Consider the following 12,493-nt stretch of genomic DNA (forward strand, 5'->3'; position numbering starts at 1 on the left):
ACAGGGCCTAGCAGAAACGTGGTGGGAGAGCAGAAGGTTCCCCGTTTGCCACCCTCCCACACCGCCTCGGGCACAGTCCGTCGGCAATTGTTGCCGACCCGCTCGCCCGGTGATCACTTCCCGCGCATCCACTGCTCCATCACCGACAGCAGATAGTCGGGGTCGACCGGCTTGGTGACGTAGTCGGAAGCACCGGAGTCGATCGCCTTCTCCCGGTCCCCCTTCATCGCCTTCGCCGTCAGCGCGATGATCGGCAGCCCCGCGAACTGCGGCATCCGCCGGATCGCCGAGGTCGTGGCATACCCGTCCATCTCCGGCATCATGATGTCCATCAGCACGACCGTCACGTCGTCGTGCTGCTCCAGCACCTCGATGCCCTCCCGCCCGTTCTCCGCGTACAGCACCGCCAGCCCGTGCTGCTCCAGCACGCTGGTCAGCGCGAAGACGTTGCGTACGTCGTCGTCCACGATGAGCACCTTCTCGCCGTGGAAGTCGTACGTCCGGGGCACCACCGGAAGTTCCTCCTCCGCGCTGCCCCAGCCGTCCTCGGCCCCCACCGCGCCCGGCTGCCCCGGCACGGCCGTACGCGGCTCGAGGTCGCTCAGCGCCTTGCGCCGGCGCCGGAACAGCGCGGCCCCGCCCTGACCGGGCTCGGAGCCCGGCAGCCCCGACCGCTCCGCACGGGCCGGCGAGGCCTGTGCCGAAGCCGCGGGCGCCACGGGGCCGCCGGCAGCGCGGGCCGCGCGTCCTCCGCGGGCCTGCGGTACAGCTCGGCGCGGCCACCGCCCGGCGTGGGCGGCGCGTACCCCTGCGGGGGCAGCTCGCTCGGGTGCAGCGGCAAGTACAGCGTGAAGGTGGAGCCGCGGCCGGGCTCGCTTGCCGCATGGATCTCCCCGCCCAGCAGCCGGGCGATCTCCCGGCTGATGGACAGGCCCAGACCCGTGCCCCCGTACTTGCGGCTGGTCGTCCCGTCGGCCTGCTTGAACGCCTCGAAGATCACCAGCATCTTGCTCGCCGCGATCCCGATCCCGGTGTCGGTCACCGAGAAGGCGATCAGATCCGCATCGGCCTCCCGCAGCGACCCGGCCTCCAGCAGCTGCTCCCGGATCGCCATCGGCACATCGGCCCCGGCCGGCCGGATCACCAGCTCCACCGCCCCGGTGTCGGTGAACTTCACCGCGTTGGACAGCAGGTTGCGCAGCACCTGGAGCAGCCGCTGCTCGTCGGTGTGCAGCGTGGCCGGCAGCTCCGGGGAGACCCGTACCGAGAAGTCGAGCCCCTTCTCCGCGGTCAGCGGCCGGAAGGTCGCCTCCACGTAGTCCACGAGCTGCACCAGCGCGATCCGCGTCGGGGAGACGTCCATCTTCCCGGCCTCGACCTTCGACAGGTCGAGGATGTCGTTGATCAGCTGGAGCAGGTCCGAGCCGGCGCCGTGGATGGTCTCGGCGAACTCCACCTGCTTCCCCGAGAGGTTCTCGTCCGCGTTGTCGGCGAGCAGCTTGGCCAGGATCAGCAGCGAGTTGAGCGGGGTCCGCAGCTCGTGCGACATGTTCGCGAGGAACTCGGACTTGTAGCGCATCGAGACCGCGAGCTGCTCGGCGCGCTCCTCCAGAACCTGCCGGGCCTCCTCGATCTCGGTGTTCTTCACCTCGATGTCGCGGTTCTGCTGGGCCAGCAGCTCGGCCTTCTCCTCCAGCTCCGCGTTGGCGGCCTGGAGGGCCTTCTGCCGGTTCTCCAGCTCGTCGGAGCGCTCGCGCAGCTGCTCGGTCATCTCCTGCGACTGCTTCAGCAGCATCTCCGTCTTGGAGTTGACGCTGATGGTGTTGACGCTCGTACCGATCATCTCGGCGATCTGGCTGAGGAAGTCCTTCTGGATCTGCGTGAAGGGCGTGAAGGAGGCCAGCTCGATGACGCCGAGCACCTTCCCCTCGAAGAGCACCGGCAGCACGATCACGTGCGCCGGCGGCGCCTCGCCGAGCCCCGAGGAGATCTTCAGGTAGCCGGGCGGGGTGTTCTCGACCAGGATCGTCCGCTTCTCCTCGGCGACCGTCCCGATCAGCCCCTCCCCCGGCCGGAAGGAGGTGGGCATCTGGCCTCCGGCGTACGCGTAACTCCCGCGCATCCGCAGCTCGTACGAGCCGTCCGCGCCGCCCTCGGTCCCGATCTCGTTGGTGCCGCCGGCCGGCAGGGCCAGGAAGAAGGCCCCGTGCTGCGCCGAGACCACCGGGGTCAGCTCGCTCATGATCAGCGAGGCAACGTCGTCGAGTTCCCGGCGGCCCTGCATCAGCGCGGAGATCCGCGCCAGGTTGCCCTTGAGCCAGTCCTGCTCCTTGTTGGCCAAGGTGGTGTCGCGCAGGTTGACGATCATCGTGTTGATGTTGTCCTGGAGGACCTGGATCTCGCCCGCCGCGTCCACGTCGACCTTCAGGCTGAGGTCGCCGCGGGTCACCGCGGTGGCGACGGCCGCGATCGCGCGCACCTGCCGGGTGAGGTTCCCGGCCATCTCGTTCACGGACTCGGTGAGGTCCCGCCAGGTGCCGTCGACGTCCCGGACCCGGGCCTGACCGCCCAGGATGCCCTCGGTGCCCACCTCGCGGGCCACCCGCGTCACCTGGTCGGCGAAGGAAGACAGCTGGTCCACCATCGTGTTGATGGTGGTCTTGAGCTCCAGGATCTCGCCGCGCGCGTCGATGTCGATCTTCTTGGTCATGTCGCCCTTGGCGATGGCGGTCGTGACCATGGCGATCTGCCGCACCTGACCGGTGAGGTTGGAGGCCATGAAGTTCACCGAGTCGGTGAGGTCCTTCCACGTCCCCGAGACGCCCGGCACGTGCGCCTGGCCGCCGAGGCGGCCCTCCGTGCCCACCTCACGGGCCACGCGCGTGACCTCGTCGGCGAAGGACGACAGGGTCTTCACCATCGTGTTCACGGTGTCGGCGAGCTGCGCGACCTCGCCGCGCGCCTCGACGGTGACCTTCTTCGTCAGGTCGCCGTTGGCCACCGCCGCCGAGACCTGGGAGATGTTGCGCACCTGCGAGGTCAGGTTGTTGGCCATCAGGTTGACGTTGTCGGTCAGGTCCTTCCAGATGCCCGTCACCCCGCGCACCCGGGCCTGACCGCCCAGGATGCCCTCGGAGCCCACCTCGCGCGCCACCCGCGTCACCTGCTCCGCGAACGACGACAGCTGGTCCACCATCGTGTTGACGGTGGTGACGAGTTCGAGGATCTCGCCCTTCGCATCGACCGTGATCTTCTTCGACAGGTCGCCCATGGCCACCGCCGTGGTCACCTCGGCGATGTTGCGCACCTGCGACGTCAGGTTGTTGGCCATGAAGTTGACGGACTGGGTGAGGTCCTTCCAGGTGCCGGAGACACCCTTCACCTCCGCCTGGCCGCCGAGGATGCCCTCGGTACCCACCTCGCGGGCCACCCGGGTCACCTGCTCCGCGAAGTTCGAGAGCTGGTCGACCATCGTGTTGAGGGTGTTCTTCAGCTCCAGGATCTCGCCCCGGGCATCCACGTCGATCTTCTGCGACAGGTCACCGCGCGCCACCGCCGTGGCGACCTGCGCGATGTTGCGCACCTGCGAGGTCAGGTTCCCGGCCATGCCGTTCACGGAATCCGTCAGGTCACGCCATACGCCGGCCACCCCGGGCACCTGCGCCTGACCGCCGAGGCGGCCCTCGGTACCCACGTCCCGGGCCACCCGGGTCACCTGCTCCGCGAAGGCCGAGAGCTGGTCGACCATCGTGTTGATGGTGTTCTTCAGCTCCAGGATCTCGCCGCGGGCATCCACGTCGATCTTCTGCGACAGGTCACCGCGCGCCACCGCCGTGGTCACCTGGGCGATCTGGCGCACCTGGGAAGTCAGGTTGCCGGCCATGAAGTTGACGGAGTCGGTGAGCTCCTTCCAGGTGCCGGACACCCCCTCGACCCGGGCCTGGCCGCCGAGCCGGCCCTCCGTGCCCACGTCCCGCGCCATCCGCGTGACCTGGTCGGCGAAGGAGGACAGCTGGTCCACCATCGTGTTCACGGTGTTCTTCAGCTGGAGCATCTCGCCGGAGACGTCCACGGTGACCTTCTGCGACAGGTCGCCGTTGGCCACCGCCGTCGTCACCTGGGCGATGTTGCGGACCTGCAGGGTGAGGTTGAGGAAGGCGGTGTTCACCGAGTCGGTGAGGTCCTTCCACGTACCCGCGGCTCCCGGCACCTGCGCCTGGCCGCCCAGCTCACCCTCGACGCCGACCTCACGGGCCACTCGCGTCACTTCCGCACCGAAGGACTGGAGCTGGTCCACCATCGTGTTGACGGTGTTCTTCAACTCCAGCATCTCGCCGGCCACATTGACGGTGACCTTCTGCGACAGGTCGCCGTTGGCCACCGCCGTCGTCACCTGCGCGATGTCGCGCACCTGCGTGGTGAGGTTGCGGAAGACCGTGTTCACCGAGTCGGTGAGGTCCTTCCACGTACCCGCGGCCCCCGGCACCTGCGCCTGACCGCCGAGCAGCCCCTTCGCCCCGACCTCGCTGGCCACACGCGTGACCTCGTCCGCGAAGGTCCGCAGCGTCTCGGTCATCTGGTTGATCGTTTCGGCCAGCTGAGCGACCTCGCCGCGCGCGCTCACCCGGACCTTCTGCGACAGATCGCCGTTCGCGACCGCCGTCGTCACCTGCGCGATCCCGCGCACCTGAGCCGTGAGGTTGCCCGCCATGGTGTTGACGGAGTCGGTCAGGTCCTTCCACACACCGGCGACCCCGGGCACCTTCGCCTGGCCGCCGAGCTCACCCTCCGTACCCACCTCGCGGGCGACCCGGGTCACCTCGGAGGAGAAGGAGGACAGCTGGTCCACCATGGTGTTCACGGTGTTCTTCAGCTGGAGCATCTCGCCGGCCACGTGCACCGTGACCTTGCGCGACAGATCGCCCTTCGCCACCGCCGTCGTGACGAGAGCGATATCACGCACCTGAGCGGTGAGCCGGTACGCCATCGTGTTGACGGAGTCGGTCAGATCCTTCCAGGAACCGGACATTCCGCGCACCTGGGCCTGGCCACCGAGCTTGCCCTCGGTACCCACCTCCAGCGCCACGCGCGTCACCTCGTCGGTGAACGCGGACAGCTGGTCGACCAGGTTGTTGACCGTACGCCCGACCTTCAGGAACTCCCCGCGCAGCGGATGCCCGACCCCGTCCGGGGCCTGGGTCCGCAGATCCATCCGCTGGTCCAGATCGCCCTCGGCGACCGCCGACAGCACCCGGCCCACCTCGGACACCGGCCGGGCCAGATCGTCCACCAGCTGGTTCGAGGCATCGATCGCGGCCGCCCAGGAGCCCTCGCAGGCACCTGTTTCCAGCCTTTCGCTCAGCTTGCCCTCGCGGCCCACCATCCTCCGGACCCGGGACAGCTCCCCGGTCAGGTGAAGATTGCGGTCGGCGACCTCGTTGTAGACGGCGGCGATCTCCGCCATCACGCCCTCGCCGGAGACCGTCAGCCGCTTGCGGAAGTTCCCGTCCCGCATCGACACCAGGGCCGTGAGCAGCCGGTTCAGAGCGGCGGTATCGACCTCAGTCGTGCCGCTGCGCCGGGACCGCCCGCCTTTCGGCCGCGTTCCCGTACGCCGCACCGCTGCGCCAGACTCCACCGTGTCCCTCCCGAAAGGGTCGACCGCTGTTCCACCGGGCTTCGAGTGTTCCTGCCCGGCTCTTCAAGCCTGCCCAGTGTTTCACCCTGGCCGAACCCGGCCATAACACTTCGGCACCATCGCACACCCGCCGTACCCTGCGGGTGGAATCCCCGACGACGGCACCATGCCGACCGTGAAGGTAAGTAACCTGGCACCCGATGTCCAACCGCGTCGAAGGAGTCTCGTGATCACGGCACGGGCGGCTGCCAGTTTCGATCCCCTCGGGCGTTCGGTCGCCGCCGCTCGCGCGTTCGTCCGCGACACCCTGCAGGGCTGGGGCTTCGGGGACATCGTCGACGATGCGGTGGTGCTCACCAGCGAGCTCGTCACCAATGCCGTGGTTCACGCCGGAACCCGGGCCGAGGTCCTGTGCCTGCGCGCCGAGGACGGCGTACGGGTCGAGGTCGCCGACCGGTACCCGGAGCGCGAGCTCCCCCTCCAGCACCCCGGCGAGCGCCCGTACGCCGACCCCGACCGCGAGAACGGCCGCGGCCTGATGCTCTGCGCCGCCCTCGCCACCCGCTGGGGCGTCGAGTACACCGCCACCCACAAACACGTGTGGTTCCGCCTCGACCTGCCAGACCGGCCGGTCGGTACCCGCTCCGCGGGCCCCGTCGTCCCCGACCAGCTGCTCCCCCTCGCCGACAGCCGGGTCCGCGTCGCCGTCCTCCAGATCGACTCCGCCGGCTCCGTCTCCGCCTGGAACGAGGACGCCGAGCACATCTTCGGCTACCCCGCCGAGAAGGTCGTCGGCCGCCCGCTCGGCGAGCTCGCCGCCTGGCCCCAGACCCCCGGCACCGGCACCGGCATCGCCGAGGCCCTGCGTCTGTCCCGCTGGGAGGGCAGTTACGGGATCCGCGGCGCCGACGGCCGCGTCATCCCCGTTTACGCCTCGCACCTCCGGGTACGCGACGCCCATGGCGAGCCCTCCATCGTCTGCCTCCTCGTCCACGACGACGAGCGCGCCCTCCTGCAGACCCCCGTACGGATCCCGGCCGACGGGGGTCTCACCGAGCCCCGCCCCGCGGACCCCTTCGAGGTCTTCATCGGCTCGCCCGCCCCCGACGACCTCGACGGACTCCTCCAGCGCACCGTCGAGCGGGCCCGCGACCTCCTCGACGCCGACGCCGCCTTCCTGCTGCTCGCCACCGACGACGAGACCGAGCTCGAGGTCCGCGCCACCACCGGCCTGCCCTCCACCCGCCAGCGCTTCGCCCGCGTCCCCGTCGAGGCCGGCACCAATCGGTACGGCTCGGCCCGCATGCCCGCCGTCCACGACGACCTCGCTGCCGTCCCCGGAGCCGTCCCGCTCCTGGAGTCCACCGGCATGCGGTCCGTGGTGACCGTCCCCCTCAAGGTCGAAGGCCGGCTCACGGGCTCCCTCGGCGTCGCCGCCGAAATCCCCGGCCGCTACTCCAACGAGGAAGCGCTGCGCCTCCAGTTCGCCGCCGACCGCATCGCCCTCGCCGTCGAATCCGCCCGCCTCGGCGAGCTGGAGCGCCTGCGCCGCGGCTCGCTCTCCTTCCTCGTCGAGGCCTCCGACCTGCTGGCCGGCACCCTCGACCGGGACCAGACCCTGGCCCTCATGGCCCAGATGACCGTCCCCACCCTCGCGACCTGGTGCGCCGTCTACACCATCGCGGACCAGTCCTCGGACCCGTACCTCTCCTACGTGCTGCACGAGGACGAGGAACGCATCGACGGCCTCAAGGCCCTGCTCTCCCGGGTCAGCCCGCCCGAACCGGTCCGCGGGGCCGGCGCCCGCCCCTGGCCGGAAACGGCTCTCGCGGTCGGCGGCGAGACCGTCGTCCTCCCGCTGATGGCCCGCAACCGTGTGATCGGCATGCTCACCCTCGGCAAGCCCAGCGAGGAACACTTCCGCCAGGAGATCCTCGAACTCGCCGAGGACCTCTCCCGCCGGGCCGCCCTCGCCCTCGACAACGCCCGTCTCTACTCCGAGCGCACCGCCATCAGCCGCTCCCTCCAGCGCAGCCTGCTGCCGCCCGGCTCCCCTGCGATCCCCGGCATGGAGGTCGAGGTCATCTACCGCGCGGCCGGCGAGGGCAACGAGGTGGGCGGCGACTTCTACGACGTCTTCCCGATCCGCGAGGGCGCGTACGGCTTCGCCATCGGCGACGTCTGCGGTACGGGCCCGGAGGCGGCGGCGGTAACGGGCCTGGCCCGCCACGCCCTGCGACTGCTGGCCCGCGAGGGCCTGGGCGGGCCCGCCGTCCTGGAACGCCTCAACGCGGCGATCCTCGACGAGGGCGCCCGCAGCCGCTTCCTCACCCTCCTGTACGGGGAGCTCCACCCCCAGCCCGACGGCGGCGCCCTGATGAAGGTCGTCTGCGCCGGCCACCCGCTCCCGCTGCGCCTCCGCCCGAACGGCGAGGTCACTCCGGCCGCGGACCCGCAGCCCCTGCTCGGCGTGATCGACGAGCTGGACCTCTACGAGCAGACCCTCACGCTCGACCCCGGTGATGTCCTGCTCTGCGTCACCGACGGCGTGACCGAACGCCGCGAGGGCACCCGCATGCTCGGCGACGACGGCCTCGCCGAGGTCCTCACCACCTGCACGGGCCTCACCGCGGGCGCGGTCGCCTCCCGCGTCCTGCGCGCGGTCGAACGCTTCGCGGCCGAACCCGCCTCGGACGACATGGCCATCCTGGCCTTCCGCGTCCCGCAGCAGCGCGAAGGCGACTGAGCACGCCCGTCATCCCCGTTACCGCCGAGGCCGCGCCGACAAGATCACGAAGGATGGGGGCGCCATTCCTGCGGCCCAGGGGATTCGCCCTGCGTTGAAGACCTCTTCTGGCCCGTCGGTACCGGCGGCGACACTCGCCCGTGCCGTACTCGGGGCGACGGACGCGGAGGAGAGCGGGGAGACGGCGTCGGCCGTCCAGGCCGTCACGATCTTGAGGACGAGGCGTCGGATCCTGGCCATGGTCATGAGATTGGGTCCTTCCGCTGATCGAGGAGCTCGGACTGCGGATGAGGCGAGGGAGCTGCCTGCTCCCCGTTCAGCCATCCGTGATCCCATTGCGCCCCAGGCAGCGGCCCTGGTCACGGCCCGAGAAATCGGGACTTGACAGCGGGGCCCGCTTCGTGGGCCCCGCCGGCACGGAAACGCAAAAAGGCCCCCGCCAATAGGCGGGGGCCTTCTTTTGCTGAGCCCTTTAACGGAATCGAACCGTTGACCTTCTCCTTACCATGGAGACGCTCTACCGACTGAGCTAAAAGGGCGGGTTGTTCGGCGGCGTCCTACTCTCCCACAGGGTCCCCCCTGCAGTACCATCGGCGCTGAAAGGCTTAGCTTCCGGGTTCGGAATGTAACCGGGCGTTTCCCTAACGCTATGACCACCGAAACACTATGAAATTTGAACGCTGGCATGGACACAGCTGTTCGTTATTTCAGAACTAACACAGTGGACGCGAGCAACTGAGGACAAGCCCTCGGCCTATTAGTACCAGTCAGCTTCACCCGTTACCGGGCTTCCACATCTGGCCTATCAACCCAGTCGTCTACTGGGAGCCTTACCCTCTCAAGGAGGTGGGAATACTCATCTTGAAGCAGGCTTCCCGCTTAGATGCTTTCAGCGGTTATCCCTCCCGAACGTAGCCAACCAGCCATGCCCTTGGCAGGACAACTGGCACACCAGAGGTTCGTCCGTCCCGGTCCTCTCGTACTAGGGACAGCCCTTCTCAATATTCCTACGCGCACAGCGGATAGGGACCGAACTGTCTCACGACGTTCTAAACCCAGCTCGCGTACCGCTTTAATGGGCGAACAGCCCAACCCTTGGGACCGACTCCAGCCCCAGGATGCGACGAGCCGACATCGAGGTGCCAAACCATCCCGTCGATATGGACTCTTGGGGAAGATCAGCCTGTTATCCCCGGGGTACCTTTTATCCGTTGAGCGACGGCGCTTCCACAAGCCACCGCCGGATCACTAGTCCCGACTTTCGTCCCTGCTCGACCCGTCGGTCTCACAGTCAAGCTCCCTTGTGCACTTACACTCAACACCTGATTGCCAACCAGGCTGAGGGAACCTTTGGGCGCCTCCGTTACCCTTTGGGAGGCAACCGCCCCAGTTAAACTACCCATCAGACACTGTCCCTGATCCGGATCACGGACCGAGGTTAGACATCCAGCACGACCAGAGTGGTATTTCAACGGCGACTCCACCCCAACTGGCGTTGGGGTTTCAAAGTCTCCCACCTATCCTACACAAGCCGAACCGAACACCAATATCAAACTATAGTAAAGGTCCCGGGGTCTTTCCGTCCTGCTGCGCGAAACGAGCATCTTTACTCGTAGTGCAATTTCACCGGGCCTATGGTTGAGACAGTCGAGAAGTCGTTACGCCATTCGTGCAGGTCGGAACTTACCCGACAAGGAATTTCGCTACCTTAGGATGGTTATAGTTACCACCGCCGTTTACTGGCGCTTAAGTTCTCAGCTTCGCACGCCCGAAAGCGCACTAACCGGTCCCCTTAACGTTCCAGCACCGGGCAGGCGTCAGTCCGTATACATCGCCTTACGGCTTCGCACGGACCTGTGTTTTTAGTAAACAGTCGCTTCTCGCTGGTCTCTGCGGCCACCCCCAGCTCAGGAAGCAAGTTCCCTCACCAGTGATGGCCCCCCTTCTCCCGAAGTTACGGGGGCATTTTGCCGAGTTCCTTAACCATAGTTCACCCGAACGCCTCGGTATTCTCTACCTGACCACCTGAGTCGGTTTAGGGTACGGGCCGCCATGAAACTCGCTAGAGGCTTTTCTCGACAGCATAGGATCATCCACTTCACCACAATCGGCTCGGCATCAGGTCTCAGCCTTAATGAGGGACGGATTTGCCTACCCCTCGGCCTACACCCTTACCCCGGGACTACCACCGCCCGGGCTGGACTACCTTCCTGCGTCACCCCATCGCTTACCTACTACAAGTCTGGTTCGTCGGCTCCACCACTTTCCTTTCCCCGAAGGGTCCGGAACGGCTTCACGGACTTAGCATCGCCTGATTCGATATTGGGCGTTTCAAAGCGGGTACCGGAATATCAACCGGTTGTCCATCGACTACGCCTGTCGGCCTCGCCTTAGGTCCCGACTTACCCTGGGCAGATCAGCTTGACCCAGGAACCCTTAGTCAATCGGCGCACACGTTTCTCACGTGTGTATCGCTACTCATGCCTGCATTCTCACTCGTGAACCGTCCACAACTAGCTTCCGCTGCTGCTTCACCCGGCACACGACGCTCCCCTACCCATCACAGCGGGCGTTGGCCCTATTGCTGCAATGACACGACTTCGGCGGTACGCTTGAGCCCCGCTACATTGTCGGCGCGGAATCACTTGACCAGTGAGCTATTACGCACTCTTTCAAGGGTGGCTGCTTCTAAGCCAACCTCCTGGTTGTCTCTGCGACTCCACATCCTTTCCCACTTAGCGTACGCTTAGGGGCCTTAGTCGATGCTCTGGGCTGTTTCCCTCTCGACCATGGAGCTTATCCCCCACAGTCTCACTGCCGTGCTCTCACTTACCGGCATTCGGAGTTTGGCTAAGGTCAGTAACCCGGTAGGGCCCATCGCCTATCCAGTGCTCTACCTCCGGCAAGAAACACACGACGCTGCACCTAAATGCATTTCGGGGAGAACCAGCTATCACGGAGTTTGATTGGCCTTTCACCCCTAACCACAGGTCATCCCCCAGGTTTTCAACCCTGGTGGGTTCGGTCCTCCACGAAGTCTTACCTCCGCTTCAACCTGCCCATGGCTAGATCACTCCGCTTCGGGTCTAGAGCGTGCAACTCAATCGCCCTATTCGGACTCGCTTTCGCTACGGCTTCCCCACACGGGTTAACCTCGCTACACACCGCTAACTCGCAGGCTCATTCTTCAAAAGGCACGCAGTCACGACCGTTGTTCCGAAGAACAACGGCGACGCTCCCACGGCTTGTAGGCACACGGTTTCAGGTACTATTTCACTCCGCTCCCGCGGTACTTTTCACCATTCCCTCACGGTACTATCCGCTATCGGTCACCAGGGAATATTTAGGCTTAGCGGGTGGTCCCGCCAGATTCACACGGGATTTCTCGGGCCCCGTGCTACTTGGGAGATTCTTAAGCAAGCCGCTGATGTTTCGTCTACGGGGGTCTTACCCTCTACGCCGGACCTTTCGCATGTCCTTCGACTACATCAACGGTTTCTGACTCGCCGACCGGCCGGCAGACCGATCAAAAGAATTCCCACAACCCCGCATGCGCAACCCCTGCCGGGTATCACACGCATACGGTTTGGCCTCATCCGGTTTCGCTCGCCACTACTCCCGGAATCACGGTTGTTTTCTCTTCCTGCGGGTACTGAGATGTTTCACTTCCCCGCGTTCCCTCCACATGCCCTATGTGTTCAGGCATGGGTGACAGCCCATGACGACTGCCGGGTTTCCCCATTCGGACACCCCCGGATCAAAGCTCAGTTGGCAGCTCCCCGGGGCCTATCGCGGCCTCTCACGTCCTTCATCGGTTCCTGGTGCCAAGGCATCCACCGTGCGCCCTTAAAAACTTGGCCACAGATGCTCGCGTCCACTGTGTAGTTCTCAAACAACGACCAGCCACCCATCACCCCACCAGACAAGCTAGTGAGTTCACTGGGGCCGGCACTGAAGACATGACCTCACGGCCGTACCTTCAGGACCCAACAACGTGCCAGACACGATCCCGTCCACTGTCACTGTTTTCCACGCCGAAGCAGTACTCACAGGAAGTTTCAGAAACCGTGCCAAATAATCAACGTTCCACCCATGAGCTGACCGTGCAG

General features: G+C 66.2%; 1 protein-coding gene, 1 tRNA gene, 2 rRNA genes and 1 pseudogene. 1 reads left to right on the forward strand and 4 read right to left on the reverse strand.

Features of this window, described 5'->3' with window-relative positions; genetic code table 11:
• Window positions 1-113 precede the first annotated feature (113 nt).
• A pseudogene (locus OHA89_RS11310) lies at window positions 114-5,638 on the reverse strand (HAMP domain-containing protein).
• Window positions 5,639-5,804: 166 nt separating this feature from the next.
• Between OHA89_RS11310 and OHA89_RS11315 the strand changes: the two are divergent.
• Window positions 5,805-8,384: a SpoIIE family protein phosphatase gene (locus tag OHA89_RS11315; RefSeq protein ID WP_266614651.1), complete on the forward strand. Its 2,580-nt coding sequence runs from the start codon at window positions 5,805-5,807 to the stop codon at window positions 8,382-8,384.
• Between the two features lie 466 nt (window positions 8,385-8,850).
• On the opposite strand, the gene OHA89_RS11320 is transcribed toward OHA89_RS11315, so the two are convergent.
• From OHA89_RS11320 to OHA89_RS11330, 3 genes are all read right to left on the reverse strand, one after another.
• Window positions 8,851-8,923 (reverse strand) — tRNA-Thr (locus tag OHA89_RS11320).
• A 5-nt stretch (window positions 8,924-8,928) separates the two neighbouring features.
• A 5S ribosomal RNA gene (gene rrf / locus OHA89_RS11325) occupies window positions 8,929-9,045 on the reverse strand.
• A gap of 76 nt (window positions 9,046-9,121) precedes the next feature.
• Window positions 9,122-12,244 (reverse strand): 23S ribosomal RNA (locus tag OHA89_RS11330).
• Between the last annotated feature and the right edge of the window lie 249 nt (window positions 12,245-12,493).

The organism is Streptomyces sp. NBC_01546, from assembly GCF_045208355.1.
Taxonomy (GTDB): Bacteria; Actinomycetota; Actinomycetes; order Streptomycetales; family Streptomycetaceae; genus Streptomyces.

Bases quoted from the DNA above. Each gene is read 5' to 3' on its own strand.
- OHA89_RS11315 (WP_266614651.1), top strand. From the start codon at position 5,805: ATGCCGACCGTGAAGGTAAGTAACCTGGCACCCGATGTCCAACCGCGT.